Below are 23,816 nucleotides of genomic sequence, written 5' to 3'. Positions count from 1 at the left end.
TAGTAACATACACTCGCTCGTGTGATGGAGGTCACCATGCGCGACGCCGCGCATGCACGGATCGAATGGTGCGCCGCTCCCGGCACCGAGGGCGGAGGAGCGGCGCTGGACCAGGTGGCGATCATGACCGGCGCCGCCGGACTGGTCGCGGTCGTTCTGCTGTGGATCGGGTATCTCCACCGAACCCGCCGGATCACCTGGTTACAACGCGTCGCCGACCGTCTCGGGCGGCTGCTCAACCGCCCCGGATGGGTCGCCCTTCCGCTGGCGATGTTCCTCGCGACGATCCTCACCGCGTTGCTGGGCTTCATCTGGGATGTCAGCCTGCACGTCGGCAACGGCCGGGACAACGGGCCACTGGCGAATCCGGCGCACTATTTCATCCTGGCGGGATTGTTCTTCCTGTTCACCGCCGGGATGTCGGCGATCGTGCTGCCCCTGGACGAGAAGCCCGGTGCCGCAGCGGTGCGGATCACCCGCACCTGGTACGCGCCCGTCGGCGGCATCCTCATCGCGGGCGCCGGTCTCTACGCCTTGATCGGCTTTCCCCTCGACGACATCTGGCATCGGATCTTCGGGCAAGATGTCACGCTCTGGGGGCCGACGCATCTGATGCTCATCGGCGGCGCCGGGTTGTCACTGATCGGTGTGTTGCTGCTCGAGTTCGAAGGCAGGCACAGCAAACCGGAGCCCGACCGCGCCGACGGCAGGCTGATGTGGCTGCTGCGGTCCTTCGCCTTCGGTGGCTTGCTCATCGGATTGTCGGTATTCCAGGTGGAATTCGACTTCGGGGTGCAGCAATTCCGGCTCGTTCTCCAGCCGATGCTCATCGCCGCCGCGGCCGCGGTGTCCCTCGTCGCCGCCCGTGCGAGCCTGGGGCCGTTCAGCACACTGGTGGTAGTCGGCTTCGCCGCCCTGGTCCGCACCGTGGTGGCCGTGCTGGTGGGCGGACCGATCATGGATGCCCCGCGCAATGTCTTCCCGCTGTATCTCGGCTGCGCGGTCGTGGTGGAACTGCTCGCGCTGCTACCGCTCATCCGGCGGCCGATCTGGTGGGGCGCGCTGTGCGGACTCGGGATCGCGACAGTCGGCCTGTGGCTCGAATCCCTCTGGGTTCGGGCGGTGTACGTCAATCCGTGGCCTGCCGCCATGTGGCCGGAACTGCTGGCGATGGCCGTGCCCACCGGTATCGCGGGTGGTGTCGTCGGCGCACTGCTGGCGATGACGCTGCGCGGCGAACCGCTGCCACGCCCGCCGGTGCGGCGCGGATTGATGGTCGCCGCGGTCGTGATCGTGGCGGCTGCCACCGCCAATGGGCTGCTCATCGACGTGCCGGAGCAGGCCACCGCCACGGTCGCGCTGCGTGACGTCGAATCAGGTTCAGGCGGCAGGATGGTGCTGGCGGACGTCCGCGTCACGCCCGCCGATCTGGTCGGCTCCGACCCCGAATGGATGCAGATCCTGTCCTGGCAAGGTGGCATCGGCAGTGACAGTCCCGGCCGCGGCCTGGTCGTCGACCACCTGCGACGAGTGGGTCCAGGGCACTACGTCTCCACCGAACCCGTCCCGGCTCATGGGTCGTGGAAAACAGTTCTGCGGCTGCAGGACGGGCGCGTCCTGACCGCCGCGCCGATCTTCATGGCCGCCGACCCCGGCATCGGCGTCGACGAGGTTCCCGCGCTCGCGTCGTTCAACCGCCCGTTCATCGCCGAGATCACGGTGCTGCAGCGGGAGCGCTCGTTCGATTACCCGTCCTGGTTGTTCGGCGCGGCATCGCTGGTCGTCCTGGTGTGCAGCCTCGTCCTCGTCGGCGCGCTGTCCTGGGGCGCGGCGCGGATCAACGACCGGTATCCGCACACGAGCCGGACGGCCGTGGCGGAACCGGCGGTCTCGCGATGACCGGGGGCGCCGACAGCGTGGACGTGTTGGCCCATCACTCGCTGCTGCTCGCGATACCGGCCTTCCTGCCCGCCCTGGCCGTGGTCGCCGTCGTCGTGTTCGTCGCCGTGCGAGACCGCCGCGCCGAGGCGCGTGATCGCACATCTGGTTCGCCGTCCGAGCACGGCGCGGAGAAGGAGCGGTGATGGCATCTGTGTGGCGGTGGGGCGCGCTCGTGCTGCTGAGCGGTCTGGTAGTGAGCGGCTGTGCCTCCTCCGATCCCGACACCGCCTCGTCGGCGAGCGGGACGGCTGGAGACTCGGAGAGTCTCGTCGTCGCGGTCCGGATCGCGGCGGGGTCGGTGAGCCCGGCCGATGTCCGCCTCGAGACCCGGGTGGGACGACCGATCGAGGTGGTGGTCGACAGCGACGCCGACGACGAACTGCACGTACACGGCACGCCGCAGCACACGTTCGCGATCACCCCGGGGGCTGGACAGCGGTTCCGCTTCACCGTGGAAGTGCCGGGCCGGGTGGAGATCGAACTGCATCACGCGCGGCGAACGGTGGCGACATTGCTCGTTCGCGGATGACGGTTCTCGCGCACGGCATCGGCGGCGCCACGGATCTGCCGATCCCACTGTCGTACGCGCTTGTCGGAGCGGCCTGGGCCTTGACGTTCTCGTTTGCGGTGCTGGTGCTCGCCTGGCGCGAACCGCGGCTGGACCCGCGATCACCGGGAATCGCGCTTCCCTCGGTGGTCGGTGCGATCCTGGACTCCAGGGCGGTCCGGGTCGTGATTTCGGGAGCGAGCGTGGCCGTCACTCTCGTGGTCGTCGCGATCGGTGTCTTCGGAAGTTCGGATCCGGCGCGCAATCCCGTGCCCGGTGTCGTCTACATCTACCTCTGGGTCGGTGTCATGGTCGCCTCACTGGTCGCAGGACCCGTGTGGAAGATCTTGTCGCCGGTGCGCGCCGTGCACCGCGCCCTGTGCCTGATGCGGCGCCGTCCACCCGCCCAGGGATTGATGCGTTATCCCGGTTCTTGGGGGCAGTGGCCCGCGGTGCTGGGCCTGTTCTCCTTCGTGTGGATGGAACTGGCCTACCCGGAACCGGGTTCGGTGGCCGCCGTGACCACCTGGCTCGTGGCGTATCTCGTCGTGAACACGGCCGGACTGATCATGTGCGGCACCGTCTGGGCCGAGCGTGCCGATCCGCTGGAGGTGTACAGCAGTCTGCTGGGCAGGCTGAGCCCGTTGGGGCGTCGCGATACCGGTGAACTCGTGCTGCGATCGCCGTTGAACAATCTGGCGGGAACTCCGGTCCGGGTGGCCGCGGTGGCCGTGGCCGCCACCCTGCTCGGCTCGACGGCGTTCGACAGCTTCAGCACCTTCCCTTCCTGGCGTGGTCTGCTGGCCGACGCCGGTGGCGGCGGATACGAGTTCCTGCCGACCGTGCTGAAGACGGTGGGGCTGCTGGGTTTCATCGTGGTCGTCGGCGGCCTGTTCTGTACCGCCGCGAGGGCGACCGGAGGCCTGCCCGAAGCCGAGCGGAAACTGCTGCCGGCTCGCCTCGCGTACAGTCTGTCCCCGATCGTCGCGGGTTATCTCGTCGCCCACTACCTCACCTTCTTGGTCGAGAAGGGCCAGGCGACGGTGCTCTTGTTCGCGGATCCGTTCGGACGAGGATGGAACCTGGCCGGACTGGCCGACCGCGACGTCGCCTACCTCTTGTCCACACATCCCGCGGTGCTGGGGACGATCAAGGTGCTGGCCGTGGTGATCGGCCATATTCTCGGCGTCGCCGCCGCGCACGACCGCTGCCTGCGACTGCTGCCGCGGGCCCATCGGGTGACGGGTCAACTGGCTTTGATGCTGACCATGGTCGGTTTCACCTTCACCGGTCTCTACTTGCTGTTCGAGTCCTGAGGCGCATCCGAATCTCCCACCGCGACAAGCATTTCGCGCAACGTCTTTTTGGAAGGCTCGCCGCCGCGGTGTCCGCGACGATCGCCGCGGAACTGGGCGCGCGGGCCACCGTCGACGAGTTGGCTCGTATCCTTGCGCGCACACTCATCGGCGCGACGGACGCGCTCACCCGGAAGATGCCCGAATTCGCGAATCCTGGGGGCCGCTTACCCCGGCGCCACCGCCGGGCAGCTGGGTGAACGCGGATCGGCGAGGTGTAACTCGATGATCGAGCGGGAACCGGCCGGAATGACCGAGCCGACCCGTAGACCGGCCGACTCGGCGATCTCACGCAGCCTGCCGAGGGGGCGTTCCCGGCCGCGGACGTAGCACAGCATCCGCAGGTCGCCTTCGGTATCGGGTGCGCCACCGTCGGCATCGCCGATGTGGTCGAGCACGAGCACCTTCCCGTGCTCCGGAACCGCGTCGGCGCAGCGTCGCAAGATGCGAACGGCGGCCTCGTCGTCCCAGTCGTGCAGGACACCTGAGAGCAGATAGCCGCCCGCTCCGGCGGGAAGGGGATCGAAAAAGCTGCCGACCTGCGCGTCGGCCCGGTGGTCGAGGCCTGCCGAGCGAATGGCCTGCTGTGCACGAGCGACCGGGCCTGCCAAGTCGAGCACCGTCCCGCGCAGGTCGCCATGGGCGCGAAGTAGGGCGACGAGCAAGCTGGCGTCGCCTCCACCCACATCGACGAGGTGACCGAGCGCGCCCCATGAGTAGGCGTCGGCCACCGCCGGGGCATCCGCCGCCAACCGGGAGCCCATCAGAGCGTCGAACGACGCTCCCAGCGCGGGATCGGCGGACAGATCTTCCCAGAACGTCCGGCCGAACTGACGTGGGAAGGCGGGCTCACCGGTGCGAACGGTGTGCAACAGCTGGACGAAGCACAGATCGGCGCGCCCGACGGCGCCCTCCAGATCGATCCAGCGCCGCACCCCTTCCGGATGATCGTCCCGCAGGCGCTCACCCAACGACGTCAGCCCATAGCCGCCGGTACTTCCACGAGACAGCACACCGGCGGTCACCAGGTGGTCCAGCAGACGCCCCAGCGCGTCCCGGTCCGCGTCCACCGCGGCGGCCAGCGCCTCGCTCGTCCGCCTGCCCGCGGCGACGTGGTCGGCCAGCCGCAGCGTCGCGGCCACGCGGATGGCCATCGGCGTCACCAGGTCGGCGGCGGCCCACAGCGCCCCGCCCCATTCGATCGGCTCCTCGGCCATAACCCTCCTCGCTCGTCGGCTCCGGGTCGCCGATCACATGGCTCCGGCGGTCAGCGCAGCGGCACCTGCCAGCACAACCGCGTGCCCGCGGTACGCCCGTCCGGTTCGGTACCGGCCGTGACCGTGAAGGTCCCGGCCGCTTCCTCGGCGCGCCGGGCCAGATTCGTCAGACCGCTCGGGGCGACGTCGGTGGGCACCCCGCAGCCGTCGTCCTCGACGACGATGATCAGGTCGTCGGCCACGGTGATCTCGACCGAGACGGTGTCGGCTCCGGAGTGCCGTACGGCGTTGCTGACCGCTTCGCGCACAACGGCTTCGGCGTGATCGGCCAGTTCGGGATCGATGACCGAGAGTGGCCCGCTGATGCGCACGGAGGTGCGGATGCCGCTGGGCGCGGTCTGCTGGCGGATGGCTTCCTCGATGCGTTGGCGCACCCGCGCGCTGTCGCCGCCGTGCAGGTCGAAGATCGAGGTGCGGATTTCTTGGACGACGTCTTGCAGGTCGTTGATCGCCTCGGTGATCCGCTCGCGCACTTCGGGCACGCGGGTTCGGGGGACGGTGCCCTGCAGGCTCAGCCCGACGGCGAACAGCCGCTGGATGACGTGGTCGTGCAGGTCGCGGGCGATGCGGTCGCGGTCGGAGAGGATGTCCAGTTCCCGCATGCGCCGTTGCGCGTCGGCCAGTTGCATCGCCAGCGCGGCCTGGTCGGTGAAGGCGGAGGTCAGTTCGAGGATCTCGTTGTTGTAGGGCGCCGATTCCACCGCCCGCAGCGCGACCAGCACGCCCACCGTGGAATCGGAGGTCTGCATGGGCAGCACGAGTGCGGGCCCGGCGTCGGGGAAGATCTTGCCGAGATCCGCGCGGCGAGCGTCGTCCACCCGCTGGGGAGAACGCTGTCGGAAGGCCTGACCGATGGTGGTGTCTCCCAACGGCAGCTTGATCAGCCGCTGGTCGTGCGTGGCGCCGGCGGTATGTGTGATCAGAAGTTCGGTGATCTCTTCGGGTGGCCCCTCGGAGTCCGGGACGACCGCGAGATAGGTCCGTTCGGAGCCGGTGAGCCGGTGCGTGGCTTCGACGAGGTGGGTGAGGACCTGGCCGGGGGCGGTGCCTGCGAGGAATTCGGTGGTGATGTCGCGGGTGGCTTCGATCCAGGCTTGGCGGGTGCGGGCGGATTCGTAGAGGTGGGCGTTGTCGATGGCGATTCCGGCCGCGGCGGCCAGGGCTCGCACGATGACTTCGTCGTCTTCGGTGAAGGGTTGGCCGCCTGCTTTCTCCGTGAGATAGAGGTTGCCGAATACTTCGTCGCGGATGCGGACGGGCACGCCGAGGAAGGTGCGCATCGGCGGGTGATGGGCGGGGAATCCTACCGAGGAGGGGTGGTCGGCCAGGTTGTCGAGCCGGATCGGTTTGGGCTGGCTGAACAGTAGTCCGAGCACGCCGTGGCCTTGGGGGAGGTCGCCGATCAACTCGCGGGTCGGTTCGTCGATGCCCTCGTAGATGAATTGGGTGAGTTGCTGGTCGTGGCCGCGGACGCCGAGCGCGCCATAGCGGGCATCGACCAGCGAGATAGCGGTGTGCACGATGGTGCGCAAGGTGCGATTGAGGTCGAGGCCGGAGGTGACGGTGAGCATGGCCTCGACCAAGCCGTCCATGCGGTCACGGGCATCGATGATCTGCTCGATGCGATCCTTGACCTCGCCGAGCAGTTCGCGCAGCCGCAGTTGGGAAAGCGTATCCCGCACGGAGTAGGGGTCGGCCGACGCGTAATCAGTCGCATGCGCCCCTGAAACGCCGTCAGCGCGGCTTCTCGCCATGGCTCAAGAATATTTCACCCGGTTCCGGAAATGAACGCCACCGCCGAGTGGATATGGACACGCCACCGGTCAGGAGTCGATGGTGGAGCCGGACGGCCGGGACCGGAGTTTGGAGGCGTAGACCGCGGCCTGGGTGCGCCGTTCCAGGCCGAGTTTGGCGAGCAGGCGGGATACGTAGTTCTTCACCGTCTTCTCGGCGAGGAACATGCGCTGAGCGATCTGGCGGTTGGTCAGTCCTTCACCGAGGAGGTCGAGCAGTTTGCGTTCCTGATCGGTGAGTCCGGCCAGGGGGCCGTCGTGGTGGGTGTTGGCGCGTAGTCGTTGCATCAAGGCGGCGGCGGCGCGGTTGTCGAGCAGGGAGCGGCCCGCGCCGACTTCCTTGATGGCTTTGGCCAGCTCCATGCCCTTGATGTCCTTGACGACGTAGCCGCTGGCTCCGGCCAGGATCGCGTCCAGCATCGCCTGTTCGTCGGTGAACGAGGTCAGGATCAAGCAGCGCAGATCGTCGAGCTTGGACAGCAGGTCACGGCAGAGTTCGATCCCGTTGCCATCGGGCAGGCGCACGTCGAGAACGGCGACGTCCGGCCGGAGTGCGGGAATGCGGGCGAGGGCCTGGGCGACGTCGCCTGCTTCGCCGATCACGGTGAGTTCCGGGTCGTCGGAAAGCAGGTCGGCGAGGCCGCGGCGGACGATCTCATGGTCGTCGACCAGAAACACCGTGATCATCGAGTGTCCAATCCGGGAGCGGGGGTGGGGTCGACACTACGCATCGGGCAGGCCGCTCGGTACGGGCCAAAAGTCCCTTCCTGCGTGGCGACGGGACTCGCCGCGCAGGCATGTCATTCGCGGTGCGACGCACCGCGCTGGGAAGTATTCGGTAGGGCCGGTCGTGGAGCTGCCCGGCAGCGATCAGGTCGGCGCCTCCGAGCGGGTGAGGCCTTCGGCGATCAGGATCCGGTGGGCTTGCTGCGCGGCGGAGACCTGCGCGCTGTCGGGCGGTTCGCCGCCGGAAAGACCTTCCAGGCTGCGGGCGAGCACCGCCACCGCGTCGGTGAGTGCACGTAGCCGGCCGTCCAACTCGTCGAGACGAGACGATTCCGGTCGCGTGACCGGCGTGGCGTCCTGCTGCAAGGTGCCCGCGAGGTCGGCTCCGCGCAGGACGGCCCGCAGATCTTCGGGCAACAGCGCGAACACGTGATCGAGCTGGCCGGGCGAGAACAGATCGGCCAGCGCGTCGGTCACCGCACCCGCGAGAGCGTAGGCCTCGTCTCGGGAGACGCCTGCTTCCAATGCGAACTGATCGAGGAAGGAGGGCACGTCGTGCGGGAAGGGAACGTGCGCGGGCACCCAGCCCTCGTAGAAGATCCCGCGCAGCAGTTCGGGCAGCTGGGCGCTCAGGTGCGCGGCCGCGTTGACACCGATGCGGTCACGCACCGTGTGCAGCCAGGCGCGCAGTGCGCGGTGCGCGAATGCCCGGTCTTCGGTGGCGAGTTCGTCGGTCAGAGTGCGCAGCCACTCGTGCGCGGTGTGCACCGCGGGTGCGAGGGGGTCGCGGTGGTAGCTCATGACGTGTGCCTTTCACGGATGAAATCGTGGTCGTCGAGGTGCGATATCCACGAGACTGCTCGTCCGAGCCGGGGCCGGTGAGAGGACTCCTACCCGCACTGACGGGACCATGGTCACCCCGAATGCCGGATCGCCGTGGACGCGACGTGATCACGTCCGCGCGGGCGACGAGTCGCGGAGGATCGCCAATGCGGCGGCGAGCCGCCGCCGTAGCTCGCCCGCGACGGACCGCAGCCCCGGCTGCGCGGTGACGCAGACCAGCAGTTCCGGATCGGCGACCTCGACCTGTGTGCCGGTGTCGGTCGAGCGCACCACGAGACCGCACGAGAACATCGCCCCGGCGTGGCGGTCGGCCGACAGCGCCCGGTAGGTCAGCTGGGGGTCGCAGACGCCCAGCAGCAGATAGTTCTCGATCTGTTCGCCGATCGTCTCGCGCAGCGTGGCCTGTAGGTCGACTTCGGCGATCACCGCCAGTTCCGCACCGCGCAAGGCATCCCTGGTCCTGCGCACCGCCTCCTCGAAGGGTGCGTCGAGGTGCACCGCGACGGTGGCGGCGGGGGCAACCGGCAACCGGATCTCGGTGAGCAGACGCCGGGCGTCGGTGACCTCGTCCGGGCCGATGAGGTAGGCCTCGGTGGGGGGACCGATCGGCCGGTAGCCGCTGTCGCGCAGCCATTCCTGGAGCGCCTGATACGCGGCGGCGAGGTCGCGGTAGCTGCCGCGGTGGCAGGTGCGAGCGACGAGAGTTCCCGGCAGGACGACCACTTGCGCGCCGGAGCTGGGCCCGAGGTTGGGTGCGGGCTCCACCGCGACGCCGAATTCCACCGCGGCCGCTTCGCCTTGGAGTGTGTCGTCGCGGAAGGTGATCGTCGGCGCGCCGCTGGCGACCAAACCGGCCTGCTGCACGACGCGGGTCACTTCCCGCATTCCCTCCGCGATGTCCTCGCCGAGCAAACCTGGGTCGGGACGAAGCCTGCGTGCCATCCGCAGCACCGTTTCCGGTGCGGACTCGACCAGGGCGATCCGGTATTCCACCGCGTCCTCCTCGATTCGTCGTGCCGTGGGCGCGGGCCGCCGCCCTTCGGGTGTCGGTGGGCTCAGCGGGAGCCGGTGACGGTGAAGACGTCGGTGACCGGGCGCCGGGGAGTCGGCGGGACCATGTCGGCGTCGTCGGGCGCGGTGCCGACACGGAGCAGCACCTGAGGTGTCGCCGGACGGGGAACCAGGCCGGCGAGCAGTCCCCGGGTCGTCGGCAGTTCGGTGACATGGGTGAGCGCGCAGGTCGCCAGACCCGCGGCGGTGCATTCCAGCAGCACGGCCGACAGCGCCTCGCCGGTGCGTAGCCAGCGTGTCACCGAATCCCCGTCGGTGCCGAGCAGAACCAGCCGCGCGCGATCGTCGAGCCGGGCCCGTCGCATCGAACGCGGCGCCGGGGGGAACGCGCGCCCGACTCCGACCCGGGCGAATTCCGCGTCGGACACCAGCGCGGAGGCCGGCACGCCTTCGAGCGTCTCCGAATGCCCGGCCCACCATTCCAATTCGGTCTGATACAGCAAGTCCTGGCGGCGCAGCGCACCGATCTGTTCCGAAGCGGCGGCGAGCCGAGGCCGGGCGCTGTCGTCCAAGACGTCGAGTTCCACCTCGTGCGGGGAGGTGAGCATCCGCAGCCGGGGCAGCAGGCCTGCGAAGCCCTGCGGTTCGAGCATCGGCAGCCGGTCGGTGCGGCGCCGGTCGATGACGCGTGCTCGGGTGTGGATCCCCTCCGGCGGGTCGGTCCACGGCCGGAATTCGATCACGGCGAGATGGTCGGGTCGCTGCCGATCCGGCACGCGCACCGTGTCGGTGTGCCAGCCTTGGTCGGCGAAGGCGGTTCGCGCGTGATGCAGGACGGCTCCGCAGCTGATCACCAGCTGGCGGCCGTGCGGGTCGGTCGAGGGCAGCAGCCGGTCGGCGTCGGTGTAGAGGTGCAGGCGGGTTCCGTCGAACACCCACCGCCACGGCTGGGTGTTGTGCACCGACGGCGCCCGGGTGGCCAGCCGCAACGCAGCCAGCATCACCCGATGCTCGGGTACCGAAATGGCGGGTGCTTCGTCGTTCGCGGTCATGGTTCGAGTCTTCGCGGGATCGTCCGGAGCGGATACGGGCGTTCCGCCCGCGACGCAGGGTCCTTGGTCACCGTCGCCCGCCGGGCCGGTGCGAGGCCGCCGTAACCTTCCCGCGGCGTTCTACTTCTCGATGTCCGCCACACCGGCACGCAGGACCGTCACGCCCCACCACAACAGCCGCAGCGCGAGACCGGCGTAGATCAACACCGCCAGATACACCAGGTCCGCGCCGTAGTCGCGCGCCCAATCGGGCAGCAACAGGACGAGCGCCACGAGCATCCCGATCAGCATGATCGAAGCGAGCACCACCGCGGGAACCGCCAGCGGCACCGAGTCGGGGTCCGGAGTTCCGTCGGATGTACGTGGAGGTATACGACGGGGTGACATAGCACACAGCCTGCTCGGGGGGCGGGTGCGAGGGGAGGGTACTGCTGCCCGTAGAGCGGGGGCTAACGTCCCGATATCGATGTGGCCTCAGTCCACCTCGCCCTGTGGACCGGACATCTCGAGGATCTCCGAGAGTGGACGGCGCGGCGTCAGTGGAGCGTCCTGCGCGGATTCGGGTGCCGAGCCGACCCGGACCAGCACCTGCGGCAAGCCGAAACCGCCGGTCAGCGTGCGGACCAGCGCGCGGCTCTGCGGGACTTCGGTCAGGTGGGTCAGCGGACAGGTCGCGTACCCCGCGAGGGTGCACTCCAGCAGCACCGTGGACAGCACCTCACCGCAGTGCACCACGTCGTCGGGGGTGTCGCTGTCGGTGGAGAGGACCAGGATCACCGAATGGTCGTCGGCGACCTCACCGCGCCGGTCACCGGAGACGGTGGGGAACTTGCGGCCCACGCTCACCCGCTGCCGTTCCTGCTCGGAGATCAGCGACTCCTTGGGGACACCGGCGTCGGCGACGACGTGCCCCGTCCACCATTGCAATTCGGCGTGGTAATCCGGGTCGTAGCGGCGCAGCGACGCGGTCATCTCCGAGGCGCGGGCCAACGTGGGGCGGCTGTCGTCGTGCAGGACGTTCAGCGTGGCGTCGGCGGGATCGAACGTGCTGCGCAGCACGGTTTCGAAATCGGGCCATCCGGGCGGTGCCGCGAACGGCAGCCGGTCGGTGTGCCTGCGCAGGATGGCGTCGGCGCGGGCGCGGTCGGCGTCGGTCACGAAATGCGCCCGGTGGAACGTCATGGTGGCGAGATGATTGCGACGATTCGGGTTGGGGAAATGGGCGACGAGGGTGCGCCAACCGGCAGCGGACATGGCCGCGCGGAGATGGCCCAGCGCGACACCGCAGCTGATCAGCATCTGACGACCGGTGGTGTCGGTCGCCGGGAGGCGGCGTTCGGGTACCGCGAACAGCCGCAGCGCTTGGCCGTCGAACGTCCAGTGCCAGGGCTGGCTGTTGTGCAGCGACGGCGCCCGGCCGGCGAGGAGGACGGCCTTCTCGATGGTTTCTCCGGTGGGTAGCTCGTTCATATGGCCGACGGTAGGTCTCCCACGCCGATGGGAAAACAGTCGTTGGTCCCGGATCTCGTCGCTGGTGGCCCCCACGTCAGGCGGTTGTTGCGGACTTTCGTCCCTGGACGGGACACCGGCGGCTCGGTCAGGCTTGAAGTCGTGGGCAACGGTGTGCGGGCGACGCCGCGGATCGATTCGCGCCGCCACGACGCGGTGATCTTCGACATGGACGGGGTGGTGACCGACAGCGCGTCGATGCACGCCGCGGCGTGGACGGAATTGTTCGACGACTTCCTCACCCGGCGTCCCGCCGGTGCCGGACAGGACCGGTCGCCGTTCACCGAAACCGACTACCTTCGCTTCGTCGACGGCAAGCCACGCTATCGAGGCGTCGCGGACTTCCTCGCGGCGCGAGGTATCGCGTTGCCCTGGGGCACCGCCGCCGATCCGGAGACGGCCGAAACCGTATGTGGGCTCGGAAACCGCAAGGATCACCTGTTCCGCGAGCGCGTCGCACGTGACGGTGTCCGGGTGTTCCCGTCGACCGTCGACCTCGTTCGTCGTCTGACGGCCGCGGGCATCGGCACGGGCATCTTCTCCGCCAGCCGGCATTGCGCGCAGGTGCTCACGGCCGCCGGTGTCGCGGACCTGTTCACGGTGCGGGTGGACGGGAACGATGCCGAGGAATTGGGCCTGGCGGGGAAGCCCGATCCGGCGATGTTGCTCGAGGCCGCGCGCCGACTCGGGGCCGGACCGGACCGGACGGTTGTGGTCGAGGATGCCGAGGCGGGCGTCGCCGCCGGTCGCAGTGGGGGCTTCGCGCTGGTCATCGGTGTCGATCGGCGGGCGAACGCGGATGGGCTGCTGGCGCGGGGAGCCGACGTCGTCGTCGATGACCTCGCTCGGGTGCGGTTGCGCGGGGGCTTCCGGCGGATGTCGGAGCTGCCGGACGTCGAGGAGGGCTGGCCGCGGATAGCCGACCGTCTGAGCACCGAGAAAGTCGCGGTGCTGCTCGACTTCGACGGCACCGTCGCGGATATCGTCCCCGATCCGAATGCCGCCGAACCGGTCGCGGGCGTGGCGGCCGCATTGCGGAAGCTGGCAGCGGAATGCCCCGTCGCGGTCGTCAGCGGACGCGATCTCGCCGATTTGCGTGCCCGCGTCGGCGTCGGCGGAATCTGGTACGCGGGCAGTCACGGCTTCGATCTGGTGGCCCCGGACGGCGCCGGGCACGTGCACGACGCCGCACCCGGCGCCGAGGAGGCGCTCGCCGCGGCGGCCGGTGAACTTCGGCGTCGCCTGCGGGATGTTCCCGGAATCCTGGTGGAGCACAAGCGGTTCGCGGTCGCCGTTCACTACCGCAACGTCACGGCGGAACACGTCGGGGGAGTGGTCGCCGCGGTGCACGCGGCAGGGCACACGGCGGGTTTGCGCGTCACCCACGGCAGGCGTGTCGCCGAGCTGCGCCCGGATGTGGACTGGGACAAGGGCGCCGCGGTGCGGTGGATTCTCGACCATCTCACCGTCCCGGTGCTGCCCGTCTATCTCGGCGACGATCTGACCGACGAGGACGCGTTCGATGCCGTCGAAGCGGATGGGCTCGCCATCGTGGTGCGCCACGGGGAGACCGGCGACAGGCACACCGCCGCCCGGTACGCGATCGACGGGCCGCATCGGGTCCGCGACTTCCTCGATCGGCTGGCCCGCAGGCTGCGACCCGGTACCGTCACGGCCGCGCCGGAGTCGTGGACACTCGACTTCGATGGATACGACCCGGCCCGAGAGAAGCTTCGGGAGTCACTGTGCACGGTCGGCAACGGTTATTTCGCCACCCGCGGTGCGGCACCGGAATGCGGGGCGGGAGCGGTCCACTACCCGGGTACTTATGTGGGCGGGGTGTACAACCGGCTCTCCGACACGATAACCGGCCACGTGGTCGACAACGAAAGTCTGGTCAATCTGCCGAATTGGCTCCCGCTGACCTTCCGGATCGAACGCGGCCCCTGGTTCGACATCGATACCGCGGATTTGCTGGATTACCGGCAGCAGCTGGATCTGCGCCGCGCCGAACTCGTGCGGCGGTTCCGTTTTCGCGATCCGTCGGGTCGGATCACCGCGGTGAACCAACGCCGGTTCGCCGCCATGCATCGTCCGCACTCGGGCGCGATGGCGACGACGATCACCGCCGAAAACTGGTCGGGCGAACTGACCATCCGCTCGGCGATCGATGGATCCGTGCGCAATCAGTTGGTGCAGCGGTATTGGGATCTGTCCGACACCCATCTGGTGACCGAACACGCCGTACACCTGTCCGCGAGATCGGTGCTGCTCTCGGCGCGGACCGGCGCCTCGAGAACGCCGGTGGCCGTCGCGACGCGCAGCGGTCTGCGACGCGGCGGGGAGCCCATCGACCCGGCATGCGAAGCGATCCACGAGGACGGCCTGATCGGGCACGATTTCACGCTGCCGGTCACCAGCGGGGACGCGGTGACCGTGGAGAAGGTCGTCGCCGTGTTCACCGGACGTGACCCGGCCACGGCGGGACCCGACGAGGAAGCCGCGCGCTGGGTCGACGCCGTCGACAGCTACGCGGATCTGTTCGAGGGACACGCGGTGGCGTGGGAGCATCTGTGGGCGCGGCTGCGGATCGACCTGGACGGTGCCCAGGACGCGACGCGCATCGTGCGCCTGCACCTGTTGCACCTGATACAGACCTTGTCACCGAACACCACGAGCATGGATGTGGGCGTGCCCGCGCGCGGCCTGCACGGTGAGGCCTATCGCGGTCATGTGTTCTGGGACGAGCTGTTCGTCTTTCCCGTGCTGAATCCGCGGTTTCCCGAGCTGACCCGTTCTCTGCTGCGGTACCGCTATCGCCGTCTGCCCGAGGCCAGGCGAGCGGCCGCGGAAGCGGGACTCGCCGGGGCGATGTTCCCGTGGCAGTCCGGCAGTGACGGCCGTGAAGAAAGCCAGCGGATGCATCTGAATCCGCTGTCGAGACGCTGGAATCCGGATCCCAGCCGCCGTGCGCACCACATCGGGATCGCGATCGCCTACAACGTCTGGCAGTACTACCAGGCCACCGGCGACCTGGAGTTCCTCGTCGAATGCGGCGCGGAGTTGCTGGTGGAGATCGCTCGTTTCTGGTCGAGCGTGGCGCGCTACGACGCCGAGCGCGACCGCTACACCATCCGTGGCGTGATCGGCCCGGACGAGTTCCATTCCGGCTATCCGGACGCGCCGGAGGCCGGTATCGACAACAACGCCTATACCAATGTGATGGCGGCCTGGGTGATCCTGCGGGCGATCGACGCGCTCGCCCTGCTGGCACCGCGCGAACGATCGGAGCTGCTGGAGAAGCTGTCGGTGCGACCGTCGGAATCGGAGCACTGGTCCGTTGTCGCTCGGCGAATGTACGTCCCGTTCCACGACGGAGTCATCAGCCAGTTCGAGGGATACGAGCGACTGGCCGAACTCGATTGGGATCACTACCGTCGTCGATACGGCAACATCCAGCGGCTGGACCGGCTACTCGAGGCCGAGGGCGACGATGTGAACCGCTATCGGGCCGCCAAACAAGCCGATGTCCTGATGCTGTTCTATCTACTGTCGGCCGACGAACTCCGGGAACTGCTGGGACATCTCGGATACGAACTGCCCGGCGAGATGATTCCGCGGACCATCGACTACTACCTGTCGCGCACGTCGCACGGCTCGACGCTCAGCGCGCTGGTGCATTCGTGGGTGCTGGCGCGGGCCAACCGGGAGCGCGTCGTGGAGTTCTTCGATCTGGTGCTCGGCTCCGACGTCGCCGATATCCAGGGCGGAACCACCGCGGAGGGGATTCATCTCGCCGCGATGGCGGGCAGCGTCGATCTGCTGCAACGGTGTTTCACCGGTATGGAACTGCGCCGCGACCGCCTGGTGTTCTGCCCGTATTGGCCGGAGTCCTTGGGCGCCTTGTCGTTTCCGATGATCTATCGCGGCCATCGGCTGACCGTGCGCGTCAGCGGCGATGGCGTCGAGATCGGCTCGGATCCCGGCGCGTCGCCGCCGATCGAGGTCACCTGCCGGGACCAGACCGCGCGGCTCGAGGCGGGAGCGACGGTCCGCCTGCCGATGAACTCGGTGAGCGAGTGATGATCACCGGCTCTTCCGCCCGTGCGGCGGCACCGCTCGCCCGCGGTCGTCAGCCGGAGGTGCCCATTGGTCGAGTCGTTGATCTCGTGCGTCGTTCCGGTGCCGGCAATCCGGGTGCGAGATCCGGTCCAGTTCGGTGTGGGCGATGCGCGCGGCCCAGGCACGGGCGCGTTCCAGCTCTCCTGGCCCGGGCGGGCCGGTCGAGTCTTCGAGGAGGAAATCCATCGGGTCGTCGGCGAGGGAATAGCCCAAACGCCGTAGTCGTTTTCCGATGCCGCGTGCGGTCGATCCGGGTAGCCACGACTGACCGGCCGGCTTGGTGGCGAAGGCGATGGCGGTGTGCCCCCGCGGAACGGGCAGTGCCGCTTCGAGCCACTCCCGGACACCGATGTCGGCGATCAGCGCATCGGTTCGCTTGGCGGCGTCGCGGCGGGTACGCCGACGGCTGAGCCGGAAGGTGCGGGTCGGTCCGCCGACCACGAGCAGATGCACCTTCGGAGCGGGCACTTCGGCGGCCGCGGCCACCGGCACGACTTCGACGTCGGCGTGCTCGCGCAGCCCTTCCGCGATGGCTTCCGCGACCGCCGCGGTGTTGCCGAACATCGATTCGTAGACGACTCGTGCGCGCATGGCTGGCTCCTCCGCACCGCGCCTCGCCGAACGCGGATACCACGGACGCTATGCGGCGGGAAAGACCGCGCACAGAGTCGAACCGACACTTGCCGAGGGACCTTGGCCCCGTCCTCGGCGTGTGATCGGGCGGGTTCGGAGACCGCGGATCAGCAACCGGCGTGAGCTGGCTGCTCGACTGGGCGAAGAAATACTGGTGGAGTCTCCTGTGGCCGGGATATGAGCCTCGATCATGAGCTCGCTGCCGGCCGCCCTCATCGATCGCGTCAGGAGATGACCGAGGTACATCGCACGGTGACCGGCGCGGCGCCGATCGAGCCCGCCGGGGCAGCGGACGGCCGCGCGGTTATCGATGCGCCCATCTTTTCGCCGCGGTGTGGTCGTGGGTGGGAATGACCTCGACGTCCGCGGGCAGGCAGTGCAGGCGGTGGATCGCTGCGAAGGCGGCGGATCGGTCGTGGTCGACGAGAAGCCCTGGCAGCGGGGGTTTCTCGCGCAGCAGCGGGATCTGCTCCCGCCGCCAGACGGCGTCGCCCGCCAACAGCACGGTGCCCCCGTCCGCTACCGCGAGAACGAGCCCGATGCTGCCAGGGGTGTGCCCGGAGAGGTCCACCGCCAGCACCGAGCCGTCGCCGAAGAGGTCGTGGCTGCGGGAAAAGGTGAGTACGGGAGGCCCGTCGAGGTCGAAGGACGGCGTCGGTCGTGAGCCGAGCGACTCCGCGACGCCCATGGGGGTCGTCTCGGGGTTCGTCGCCCATTCCAATTCGGCCGTGGTCACCCGCAACGCGAGGGATGCCGGCAGGTCGAGCAGTCCGGCCACGTGGTCCCAGTGGATGTGCGTCGCGATCGCGAAGTCGAGTGCGTCCACGGGGACAGCGGACATCGCGAGCGAATCAGCTAGGCCGACAAGCGATTTACGTGGAGCGACGAGATCGCGATACGGGCGGCGCAGCTGCGGCAGGACCCGGGCGTGTACGTCGGCGCACATCGCCGGATCGACCACGAAACGAGCCTGTGGGTGTTCGACCAGAAAACTGGTCATAGCGATCGCTACCGAGGGCGGCCGCAACGCTCCTTCGATCACCCCGTAGGCCGGAGCGGGCCGCACACCATGGATGAGCGCGGTCAGCCGGACCCTGGCTCGCGCCGGGGGCAATCCCGCGTCGGTGAGCGTGTCGAGCAACTCCGTGTCGCGACGTCGCGGCTGCAGCGTGCGCCACGGCATCGACATCCCCGCGGCGCAACACGACCACCACGTCGCGGCGGTACCGGTCCGCGCCGTCAACGGCCCCGCTGATGGCAGATCCACACCGGCCCCTTCCAGCCCGACCGGCAAGGGCGCGGCCGACGAACAGCTTTCTCAGGCAAACCACGATGTTAACTCAGGTTCCGGCAGTCGACCGGTGCGCGATCGCGGACCCGCAGCGCGCCGGCGGGATGCGCGCGATGATGGAGGGGTGCGCACCCGCTTCCACGATCACCTCGAGCAGCTCGCCGACCACTTGCGAGCGATGTGCGTGCGCAATCGGGAGGCCATCGCGATGGCCACCGACGCCCTTCTCGGCGCGGATCTGGAGCTGGCCGAACGCACCATCGACTACTGCGCCGAAACCGCCGCGATGCGCGAGGACGCCGAGCACGCCGCGGTCACCCTTCTCGCCCTCGAAGCTCCCGTCGCGGGAGAACTGCGGCAGGTGGTGACGGCGCTGCAATTGGTCGATGACCTCACCCGGATGAGCGCGCTGACCGAGCACATCGCCGACGCCGCCAGACGCAGGCATCCCGCCGACGTGGTCCCCGAACCGGTGCGAGATCTGGTGACCCATATGGGTGCGGCGGCCGTCGACCTCGCCGACGCCGCGGTCGGTGTGCTGACCACCGCCGACCCCGGCGACGCCGCGGACATCGACGCTCGCGACGACACCATGGACGATCTACACCGCGCGCTGCTGGCGGCGATCCTGGCCGAAGGATGGGACAACGGCACCGCGGCCGCGGTCGACGTCACTCTGCTCGGCCGCTATTACGAACGCTTCGGCGACCACGCCGTCGAGGTGGGCCGCCGCACCCTGTACATGACCACCGGGCGCCGCCAGGACGACGAGGTCGCGCAATCGCTATAGGACCGCGAATCGTGGGTGCGCGGAACGGAATTCGTTGCGCTCGACGGTCCATCGGACGGCGGGTGACGAGACGATCCAGGCCGGCCCCGAAGAACCGGCCCGGATCGTCGAATATCGATCAGGCGAGATCGAACCGGTCGTTTTCGACCACCTTGACCCACGCCGCGACGAAGTCGTCGACGAACTTCGCCTTCGCGTCGTCCTGCGCGTACACCTCGGCCACCGCCCGCAGCACGGAGTGCGATCCGAAGACGAGGTCGTTGGCCGTCGCCGTCCACTTCGCCGCACCGGAGGCGCGGTCGAAGCCTTCGTAGACGTTCTCCGCCGACTCCGACGCCTTCCACTCGGTGTTCTGGTCGAGCAGGTTGACGAAGAAGTCGTTCGTCAGCACGCCCGGCCGGTCGGTGAACACACCGTGGTCGGTGCCGCCGTAGTTGGCGCCCAGAGCGCGCAGACCACCGATGAGCACCGTCAGCTCCGGAGCCGTCACGTCCAGCATGTACGCCCGGTCGAGCAGCAGGCGCTCCAGCGGAGCCTTCTCGCCGGTCCGCGTGTAGTTGCGGAACCCGTCGGCCCGCGGTTCGAGCACCGCGAACGACTCGACGTCGGTGTTCTCCTGGGTGGCGTCCGTCCGTCCGGGTGCGAACGGCACCGTGACATCGTGGCCCGCGTCCTTGGCGGCCTTCTCGATCGCCGCGGACCCGGCCAGGATGATCAGGTCGGCGAGCGAGACCTTCTTGCCGCCGGAGGCCGAACCGTTGAAGTTCTGCTGGATCTGCTCGAGCACCGGCAGCACCTTGGCCAGCTCGTCCGGCTCGTTGACTTCCCAGTTCTTCTGCGGCTCGAGCCGGATCCGGGCACCGTTGGCGCCACCGCGCTTGTCGGTGCTGCGGTAGCTGGCTGCCGAGGCCCAGGCGGTCTTGACCAGCTGCGCGACCGACAGGCCGGACTCGAGCACCTTGCTCTTCAGCTCCGCGATGTCCTGCTCGTCGATCAACTCGTGATCGACGGCGGGAACGGGATCCTGCCACAGCTGCGGCTCGGGAACCCAGGGGCCGAGGTAGCGGCTGATCGGGCCCATGTCGCGGTGCAGGAGCTTGTACCACGCCTTGGCGAACGCCTCGGCCAGCTCCTCGGGGTGATCGAGCCAGCGCCGGGTGATCTCCCGATAGATCGGGTCTTCGCGCAGCGACAGGTCCGTGGTCAGCATGGTCGGCGTACGCGCGGGCCCGCCGAACGGATCCGGGATCGCGCCCTCGCCCGCACCGTCCTTCGGCTTCCACTGCCAGGCCCCGGCGGGGCTCTTGGTCAGCTCCCATTCGTAGCCGTACAGGTTCTGCAGGAAGCCGTTGCCCCACTTGGTCGGGGTGGCGGTCCAGACGACCTCCAGGCCGCTGGTGATGGCGTCCTTGCCCTTGCCGGTGCCGTAGGCGCTCTTCCAGCCCAGGCCCTGCTGTTCGAGGGGAGCGCCTTCCGGTTCGGCGCCGACCAGGCCGGCATCGCCCGCGCCGTGGGTCTTGCCGAAGCTGTGGCCGCCGACGATCAGCGCGGCGGTCTCCTCGTCGTTCATCGCCATGCGGCCGAATGTCTCGCGGATGTCGCGCGCGGCGGCCACGGGATCCGGCTGACCGTTGGGCCCTTCGGGATTCACATAGATCAGGCCCATCTGGACGGCGCCGAGCGGGTTGGCCAGCTCGCGGTCACCGCTGTAGCGCTCGTCGCCGAGCCAGGTGTCCTCCGGACCCCAGAAGACCTCCTCCGCCTCCCAGATGTCCGGACGGCCGAAGCCGAAGCCGAAGGTCTTGAACCCCATCGACTCGAGGGCCACGTTGCCCGCGAACACCAGCAGGTCGGCCCACGAGATCTTGCTGCCGTACTTCTGCTTGACCGGCCACAGCAGCCGGCGCGCCTTGTCCAGGTTGGCGTTGTCCGGCCAGCTGTTCAGCGGCGCGAAACGCTGCGCGCCCTGACCGCCGCCGCCGCGGCCGTCGGAGATGCGGTAGGTGCCCGCGGCGTGCCAGCTCATCCGGATGAACAGGCCGCCGTAGTGGCCGTAGTCGGCGGGCCACCAGTCCTGCGAATTGGTCAGGACCGCCGCGACGTCGGCCTTGAGGGCGTCGACGTCGAGCTTCTTGAATTCTTCTGGGTAGTTGAAGTCCTCTCCGAGCGGGTTGGACTTGGACGTATGGGCGTGCAGCACCGAGACATCGATCTGCTCCGGCCACCAGTCCTTGTTGCTGCGGGGGCGGTGGTCCGTCTTCGCGGTGGGCGACGGGATCGCCGGGTTCTCGCTCTCGCTCGCGCTGTGGGTCTTGGTGTCAGGATTGGGCGGGCGGCTATCGGATGACACAGCATTCCTTCCTGAATGAGTGATGTGGGCTGCGATCACGAATGTGATCGGGAAGCCTGTGATTCCACACAATCGGGGCACAGGCCCCAGTAGATGACCTCGGCTTCATCGATCGAGAAGCCGCTGTCATCGGACGCGGTCAGACACGGGGCCTCGCCGATGGCGCAGTCGACATCGGCGATCACCCCGCATCCTCGGCATACGACGTGATGGTGGTTGTCGCCGACCCGCGATTCGTAGCGGGCGACGGACCCGGACGGCTGGATACGCCGGACCAGGCCGGTGGCGGTGAGTGCGTTCAAGGAGTCGTAGACCGTTTGGTGGGACACCTCGGGCAGCGCGGATCGAACAGCGCGGATGATCGACTCCGTGTCGGCGTGCGGGTGGTCGTGGACCGCGCTGAGCACCGCGACCCGCGGGCGGGTCACACGTAGCGAAACTCCTCGCAGCATCTGCTGGAACTCCGAGGCCGTTGGCATGCTCGGAAGTCTCGTCCGTTTTCTGGAACGAGTCAAGAGTTTGTTCGGAAGTTGCGCGGTACGTGCCGCGCGGAGGCCGCCCCGGAGGGCTCGTCGGGCAGCGTACCCACTGCCGCGCAGAGCACGTGGGCGTTTGCGGCGATTCGATCGAGCCGACGAGGCGCGGATGATCCGGCTACCGGATCGGATGGGCAACCAGCGAGCTATCTCGGCGCTGCGGCTCCATGGGCCCGCTCAGGGCCGGAAAACGGAGCGGATGCAGCCTTCCTTTTTGTGCTTGAAGATGTCGTAGCCGTATACCGCGTCGTCGAGCGGCATGTCGTGGGTGATCAGGTAGGAGGGGTCGAGATCGCCCTGTTGGATGTAATCGAACATGCGGGGTACGAACCGCTGGCCGTATTGCTGTGCCGTGCGGATGGTGAGACCCTTGTTCGTCACGACGCCCATGGGGAATTTGTCGGTGAGACCGTATACGCCGAGCACCGAGACGATGCCGCCTTTCCGGCACGCGAGAATCGCTTCCCGCAGCGGTGTCGCCCGATCCGATTCCAGCCGGAGCAGCTGTTTGGCCCGATCGTAGAGTTGCTGGAGTCCGGTGCCGTGTCCTTCCATCCCGACGGCCTCGATGCAGGCGTCGGGCCCGCGGCCACCGGTACTTTCGCGCAGGATCTCGTGGACGCTGTCGACGGCGGTGTAGTCGATGGTTTCCGCGCCGAACTGCTCTTCCGCCACGCGCAACCGCTCGGGAAGGCGGTCGATGACGAAGATCCGCTCGGCGTCGAGCAGGCGTGCCGTGTGCCCGGCCATCAATCCGACGCCGCCGCTGCCCCATACCGCGACGGTGTCGCCTGGGTGGATGTCGCAGAATTCGGCGCCCATCAGTCCCGTCGGCACGGCATCGGACAGGAACAATGCTTGTTCGTCGGTGATGCCGTCCGGTATCCGGAAACAGTTGGTGTCGCCGAAGGGAACACGGACATATTGCGCATGGGAACCCTGATAACCCCCGAAGGGATGGGTGTAACCGTAGATTCCGCCCGTCGGGTAGCCGAAAAGCGGTTGTTGCAGAGCGCTGTTCGGATTGGTGGTATCGCAAAGGGAATACAGTTCGTGGTCGCAATACCAGCACGATGCGCATCCGATGAAGGACGGGACCACGACACGGTCACCCACGGCGATCGAGGTGACTTCGGCTCCGGTTTCTACGACCTCGCCCATGAACTCGTGTCCGAAGACGTCGCCTTCCCGCATTCCCGGCAGATATCCGTCGATGAAGTGCAGATCGGACCCGCAGGTGGTGGTCAGGCGGACCTGGACGATGACATCGTGCGGATTGACCAGAACCGGATCGGGGACGGTTTCCACGGCGAGTTCGTTGACGCCGTTCCAGCAGAGCGCGTGCATGTCTCCTCCTGTTCACCGAGCGGAAGAGCGGGCGCTCGGATTGTGGGCCAGGGTGGGCATTTCGCCGGTCTGCAGCCGGGCTCGGGCTCGGTAGAGCGCGGTGAACATGCCCGCGCCGGTCAGCAGGTCGGGCAGCGGGGTCCGGGCTCGCATCGTCACTTCGGTCCCGAGATTCCGCGGTGCTTCCCGGAAGGTGAGCTCGATTTCGAGACCCTGGCCTGCGTCCTGGTCGGCGGAGCCGACGAACCGGAAGTGTCCGTCCTCCTCGCGCAGTGTGGTCTTCCAGGTCGTGTGTCCGTCGGCGCCCGCGTACAACCTCCACTCGTAGGTCGACGGAGCCGGAGATCTGACCTCGGCGACGTCGCCCAGTACCTCCGACAGGCTCGTCGGGTCGCGCCAGAACTGCTCGACCTCGGCTCGTGGCCGGGCGATGGTCACGGTCTGACTGCCCGAGTAGCTGGTCGCCGACTCGATCACCCGTCCCACGAGATCGCTGAGCAGGTGTTTGGTGTCATCGATGTAGTGCATAGGGCCCTCCTCTCGCTCTCCGTGGTCGCAAGACACCGGCACACACGAAAGGCCCCTGCGATCCGGATACGAACCATCGGCCGCAGAGTCGTGCGCTTCCTATGCGGTCTCGGAGCGGCTACCCGCCGCCGGAAACGCCAAACCGTTTCCGTCCCGCTTCGACGA

General features: G+C 68.4%; 20 protein-coding genes. 6 read left to right on the top strand and 14 right to left on the bottom strand.

Features of this window, described 5'->3' with window-relative positions; all coding sequences use genetic code 11:
* Positions 1-24: 24 nt before the first annotated feature.
* Genes ACL03I_RS30195 through ACL03I_RS30180 form a run of 4 tightly spaced genes read left to right on the top strand, consistent with a single transcriptional unit; the run spans position 25 to position 3,804 of the window.
* Positions 25-1,899: a hypothetical protein gene (locus tag ACL03I_RS30195; protein ID WP_412807553.1), complete on the top strand. Its 1,875-nt coding sequence runs from the start codon at positions 25-27 to the stop codon at positions 1,897-1,899.
* The gene (locus tag ACL03I_RS30190; protein ID WP_397276676.1) at positions 1,896-2,084 is read left to right on the top strand and encodes a hypothetical protein; all 189 of its coding nucleotides are present in this window, start codon (positions 1,896-1,898) and stop codon (positions 2,082-2,084) included. The genes ACL03I_RS30195 and ACL03I_RS30190 overlap by 4 nt, the downstream gene beginning before the upstream one ends.
* Complete coding sequence (locus tag ACL03I_RS30185) at positions 2,084-2,470, top strand: hypothetical protein (protein ID WP_355079421.1); 387 nt, start codon at positions 2,084-2,086, stop codon at positions 2,468-2,470. Before ACL03I_RS30190 ends, ACL03I_RS30185 begins: the two co-directional genes overlap by 1 nt.
* On the top strand, positions 2,467-3,804 hold the full coding sequence (locus ACL03I_RS30180) for a hypothetical protein (protein ID WP_397276674.1): 1,338 nt from the start codon (positions 2,467-2,469) through the stop codon (positions 3,802-3,804). The genes ACL03I_RS30185 and ACL03I_RS30180 overlap by 4 nt, the downstream gene beginning before the upstream one ends.
* Positions 3,805-4,010: 206 nt before the next feature.
* Here the strand turns inward: ACL03I_RS30180 and ACL03I_RS30175 are convergent, their stop codons facing one another.
* From ACL03I_RS30175 to ACL03I_RS30140, 8 genes are all read right to left on the bottom strand, one after another.
* Positions 4,011-5,060, bottom strand: coding sequence for a methyltransferase (locus ACL03I_RS30175; protein ID WP_355079417.1), 1,050 nt, complete (start codon positions 5,058-5,060; stop codon positions 4,011-4,013).
* A 50-nt stretch (positions 5,061-5,110) separates the two neighbouring features.
* A complete protein-coding gene (locus tag ACL03I_RS30170; RefSeq protein ID WP_355079415.1) occupies positions 5,111-6,874 on the bottom strand; it encodes a sensor histidine kinase in 1,764 nt (587 codons plus the stop codon).
* A 69-nt stretch (positions 6,875-6,943) separates the two neighbouring features.
* Complete coding sequence (locus ACL03I_RS30165; RefSeq protein WP_355079413.1) at positions 6,944-7,600, bottom strand: response regulator transcription factor; 657 nt, start codon at positions 7,598-7,600, stop codon at positions 6,944-6,946.
* A gap of 183 nt (positions 7,601-7,783) precedes the next feature.
* Complete coding sequence (locus ACL03I_RS30160) at positions 7,784-8,440, bottom strand: DUF2267 domain-containing protein (RefSeq protein ID WP_355079411.1); 657 nt, start codon at positions 8,438-8,440, stop codon at positions 7,784-7,786.
* A 150-nt stretch (positions 8,441-8,590) separates the two neighbouring features.
* The gene (locus ACL03I_RS30155) at positions 8,591-9,475 is read right to left on the bottom strand and encodes a DUF302 domain-containing protein (protein WP_356968502.1); all 885 of its coding nucleotides are present in this window, start codon (positions 9,473-9,475) and stop codon (positions 8,591-8,593) included.
* Positions 9,476-9,537: 62 nt separating this feature from the next.
* Entirely contained in the window at positions 9,538-10,545 is a 1,008-nt protein-coding gene (locus tag ACL03I_RS30150) for an Acg family FMN-binding oxidoreductase (RefSeq protein WP_355079408.1), read from the bottom strand.
* A 120-nt stretch (positions 10,546-10,665) separates the two neighbouring features.
* Positions 10,666-10,932 carry a hypothetical protein gene (locus tag ACL03I_RS30145; RefSeq protein ID WP_412807548.1) on the bottom strand — a complete coding sequence of 89 codons (267 nt, stop codon included), beginning with the start codon at positions 10,930-10,932 and terminating at the stop codon, positions 10,666-10,668.
* Between the two features lie 87 nt (positions 10,933-11,019).
* The gene (locus tag ACL03I_RS30140) at positions 11,020-12,015 is read right to left on the bottom strand and encodes an Acg family FMN-binding oxidoreductase (protein WP_355079404.1); all 996 of its coding nucleotides are present in this window, start codon (positions 12,013-12,015) and stop codon (positions 11,020-11,022) included.
* 141 nt (positions 12,016-12,156) lie between these two features.
* On the opposite strand from ACL03I_RS30140, the gene otsB reads away from it, so the two are divergent.
* The gene (gene otsB / locus ACL03I_RS30135) at positions 12,157-16,137 is read left to right on the top strand and encodes a trehalose-phosphatase (RefSeq protein ID WP_412807547.1); all 3,981 of its coding nucleotides are present in this window, start codon (positions 12,157-12,159) and stop codon (positions 16,135-16,137) included.
* Between the two features lie 3 nt (positions 16,138-16,140).
* Here the strand turns inward: otsB and ACL03I_RS30130 are convergent, their stop codons facing one another.
* Both ACL03I_RS30130 and ACL03I_RS30125 read right to left on the bottom strand, forming a co-directional pair.
* Positions 16,141-16,767 carry a hypothetical protein gene (locus tag ACL03I_RS30130; protein ID WP_412807546.1) on the bottom strand — a complete coding sequence of 209 codons (627 nt, stop codon included), beginning with the start codon at positions 16,765-16,767 and terminating at the stop codon, positions 16,141-16,143.
* Between the two features lie 346 nt (positions 16,768-17,113).
* Positions 17,114-18,076 carry an MBL fold metallo-hydrolase gene (locus ACL03I_RS30125; protein ID WP_412807545.1) on the bottom strand — a complete coding sequence of 321 codons (963 nt, stop codon included), beginning with the start codon at positions 18,074-18,076 and terminating at the stop codon, positions 17,114-17,116.
* A 148-nt stretch (positions 18,077-18,224) separates the two neighbouring features.
* On the opposite strand from ACL03I_RS30125, the gene phoU reads away from it, so the two are divergent.
* Positions 18,225-18,890 (top strand): phosphate signaling complex protein PhoU, encoded by a 666-nt coding sequence (phoU, locus tag ACL03I_RS30120; RefSeq protein ID WP_355079396.1) that lies wholly within the window; start codon positions 18,225-18,227, stop codon positions 18,888-18,890.
* 118 nt (positions 18,891-19,008) lie between these two features.
* Here the strand turns inward: phoU and katG are convergent, their stop codons facing one another.
* From katG to ACL03I_RS30100, 4 genes are all read right to left on the bottom strand, one after another.
* Positions 19,009-21,240: a catalase/peroxidase HPI gene (katG, locus tag ACL03I_RS30115; protein ID WP_355079394.1), complete on the bottom strand. Its 2,232-nt coding sequence runs from the start codon at positions 21,238-21,240 to the stop codon at positions 19,009-19,011.
* A gap of 35 nt (positions 21,241-21,275) precedes the next feature.
* Positions 21,276-21,719: a Fur family transcriptional regulator gene (locus ACL03I_RS30110; protein WP_355079392.1), complete on the bottom strand. Its 444-nt coding sequence runs from the start codon at positions 21,717-21,719 to the stop codon at positions 21,276-21,278.
* Positions 21,720-21,953: 234 nt separating this feature from the next.
* Positions 21,954-23,123, bottom strand: a complete 1,170-nt coding sequence (locus ACL03I_RS30105) for a zinc-dependent alcohol dehydrogenase (protein ID WP_355079390.1) — start codon at positions 23,121-23,123, stop codon at positions 21,954-21,956.
* 12 nt (positions 23,124-23,135) lie between these two features.
* On the bottom strand, positions 23,136-23,651 hold the full coding sequence (locus ACL03I_RS30100; protein WP_355079388.1) for an SRPBCC family protein: 516 nt from the start codon (positions 23,649-23,651) through the stop codon (positions 23,136-23,138).
* Between the last annotated feature and the right edge of the window lie 165 nt (positions 23,652-23,816).

Origin of the sequence: Nocardia sichangensis (genome assembly GCF_047200615.1) — a bacterium.
Taxonomy (GTDB): domain Bacteria; phylum Actinomycetota; class Actinomycetes; order Mycobacteriales; family Mycobacteriaceae; genus Nocardia; species Nocardia sichangensis.
This window is presented reverse-complemented; position numbering and strand designations above follow the sequence as displayed.

What these genes read in the sequence shown, in the direction of transcription:
- ACL03I_RS30160 (WP_355079411.1), bottom strand. Translation starts at nt 8,440, where the DNA reads ATGAGCTACCACCGCGACCCCCTCGCACCCGCGGTGCACACCGCGCAC.
- ACL03I_RS30165 (WP_355079413.1), bottom strand. Translation starts at nt 7,600, where the DNA reads ATGATCACGGTGTTTCTGGTCGACGACCATGAGATCGTCCGCCGCGGC.
- ACL03I_RS30110 (WP_355079392.1), bottom strand. Translation starts at nt 21,719, where the DNA reads ATGCCAACGGCCTCGGAGTTCCAGCAGATGCTGCGAGGAGTTTCGCTA.
- ACL03I_RS30175 (WP_355079417.1), bottom strand. Translation starts at nt 5,060, where the DNA reads ATGGCCGAGGAGCCGATCGAATGGGGCGGGGCGCTGTGGGCCGCCGCC.
- ACL03I_RS30100 (WP_355079388.1), bottom strand. Translation starts at nt 23,651, where the DNA reads ATGCACTACATCGATGACACCAAACACCTGCTCAGCGATCTCGTGGGA.
- ACL03I_RS30105 (WP_355079390.1), bottom strand. Translation starts at nt 23,123, where the DNA reads ATGCACGCGCTCTGCTGGAACGGCGTCAACGAACTCGCCGTGGAAACC.
- ACL03I_RS30190 (WP_397276676.1), top strand. Translation starts at nt 1,896, where the DNA reads ATGACCGGGGGCGCCGACAGCGTGGACGTGTTGGCCCATCACTCGCTG.
- ACL03I_RS30140 (WP_355079404.1), bottom strand. Translation starts at nt 12,015, where the DNA reads ATGAACGAGCTACCCACCGGAGAAACCATCGAGAAGGCCGTCCTCCTC.
- ACL03I_RS30130 (WP_412807546.1), bottom strand. Translation starts at nt 16,767, where the DNA reads ATGCGCGCACGAGTCGTCTACGAATCGATGTTCGGCAACACCGCGGCG.
- ACL03I_RS30185 (WP_355079421.1), top strand. Translation starts at nt 2,084, where the DNA reads ATGGCATCTGTGTGGCGGTGGGGCGCGCTCGTGCTGCTGAGCGGTCTG.
- ACL03I_RS30195 (WP_412807553.1), top strand. Translation starts at nt 25, where the DNA reads ATGGAGGTCACCATGCGCGACGCCGCGCATGCACGGATCGAATGGTGC.
- ACL03I_RS30145 (WP_412807548.1), bottom strand. Translation starts at nt 10,932, where the DNA reads ATGTCACCCCGTCGTATACCTCCACGTACATCCGACGGAACTCCGGAC.
- ACL03I_RS30180 (WP_397276674.1), top strand. Translation starts at nt 2,467, where the DNA reads ATGACGGTTCTCGCGCACGGCATCGGCGGCGCCACGGATCTGCCGATC.
- ACL03I_RS30170 (WP_355079415.1), bottom strand. Translation starts at nt 6,874, where the DNA reads ATGGCGAGAAGCCGCGCTGACGGCGTTTCAGGGGCGCATGCGACTGAT.
- ACL03I_RS30150 (WP_355079408.1), bottom strand. Translation starts at nt 10,545, where the DNA reads ATGACCGCGAACGACGAAGCACCCGCCATTTCGGTACCCGAGCATCGG.